Source organism: Mycobacterium sp. 1245852.3 (assembly GCF_001669335.1).
GTDB classification, from domain to species: domain Bacteria; phylum Actinomycetota; class Actinomycetes; order Mycobacteriales; family Mycobacteriaceae; genus Mycobacterium; species Mycobacterium europaeum_A.
The window spans coordinates 1-1332 of sequence record NZ_LZLL01000220.1 but is presented as its reverse complement, the minus strand read 5'-3'; the positions used below and the strand labels follow the sequence as shown (position 1 = coordinate 1332).

The following is a 1332-nucleotide window of genomic DNA, read 5'->3' as shown; positions in this document are numbered from 1 at the left end:
TGACTCGACGAAATCGACCATTTCGGGAGCGACGGCCATACTCACGTCATGCCCGCGGCGAACCAATTCACGGCCGATCGTTAGGTACGGCTCGACCTCGCCACGCGTTCCCCAATTTGCCAGCACAAACTTCATCGCGGTCATGACTGTTCGATTCCCTGGCGCATCGTCGGATTGCAAGCGGCGGCCCACGCCCTCGGCCCAGACGACCGCAGCATAACCGGACACCCAGTGCTAGTTCAGCGAGTTGCGCTGACTCACGGAACCCGTTGGCAATGTGGGCGGCGGACGCCGAAACCTGCCGTCGCCGCGGAGCCATGTCTAGGCTCTGGCTCTACCGGAGATGTGGGCACCGGGGCTGTGGCCGGCCGTGGGTACGTCGACCCGCGTCGTCGGCATTTGGCTCGGTTCGGGAACGATACGTCGCCGGGCGGCGCGACAACCGAAAGTTTGAGATCCGCAATGAGATTTGTGTTGGCGAGCTACGGGACTCGAGGCGATATCGAGCCGTCGGTTGTAGTCGGCCGTGAGCTGCAGCGCCGAGGGCACGACGTGTGCATCGCGGTCCCGCCCGACTTGATTCCGTTCGTCGAATCGGCCGGGCTCGCGGCGGTTGCTTACGGCACGGACACCCGTGCGTACATGGCCGCACAGCGCAGATTCTGGACATGTTTTTTTCGGAGCTTCTGGAGGATTCGAGATCTGATCAGGTTCGGGCTCCAGGTGTCGGCGCTATCGATCCAGTGCTGGACGGAGGTGTGCGCGACGTTGACATCGCTGGCGGACGGAGCCGATCTGCTGTTCACCACCATTCCGTGCGAGCAGGCCGCAGCCAATGTCGCCGAGCACTACGGCATTCCGCTGGTCACCCTGCACTACTACCCGGTACGGCCCAACGGACGGTTGATCCCGCTATTGCCCGGACCCATCGCGCGCTTCGCGATGAAGGTATCCAAGTGGCTGTCTTGGCGCATGAACAAGGGCTTCGAGGACGCACATCGCCGTGAGCTAGGTCTGCCCAAGTCGACAAGCCCTACGCACCGGCGAATCGCCGAGCGCCATTCGCTGGAAATCCAGGCCTACGATGACTTTTGTTTCCCGGGGTTGGCCGCCGAATGGAAGAAGTGGAATGGCCGACGGCCCTTTGTGGGTGCGCTGGCGATGAACCTCTCCACAGACGCCGACGACGAGGCGCGGGACTGGATAGCCGCGGGGGCACCGCCCATTTGCTTCGCCTTCGGCAGCATACCGGTCGAATCTCCGGCCTTCACGGCCGAAATGATCAGCGCGGCCTGCGCAGAATTGGGGGAGCGGGCACTGTTTTGCGCCGGC

The 1332-nt window shown here is 63.3% G+C and carries 2 protein-coding genes; one reads left to right on the top strand and one right to left on the bottom strand.

Annotation, left to right across the window (positions count from 1 at the left end):
* Positions 1-135: glycosyltransferase (locus A9W96_RS31340; protein WP_197499385.1), on the bottom strand; the 135-nt coding region annotated here is incomplete at its 3' end.
* 327 nt (positions 136-462) lie between these two features.
* Here A9W96_RS31340 and A9W96_RS09845 point away from each other — a divergent pair.
* On the top strand, positions 463-1332 hold an 870-nt coding region (locus A9W96_RS09845), incomplete at its 3' end, for a glycosyltransferase (protein WP_156765182.1).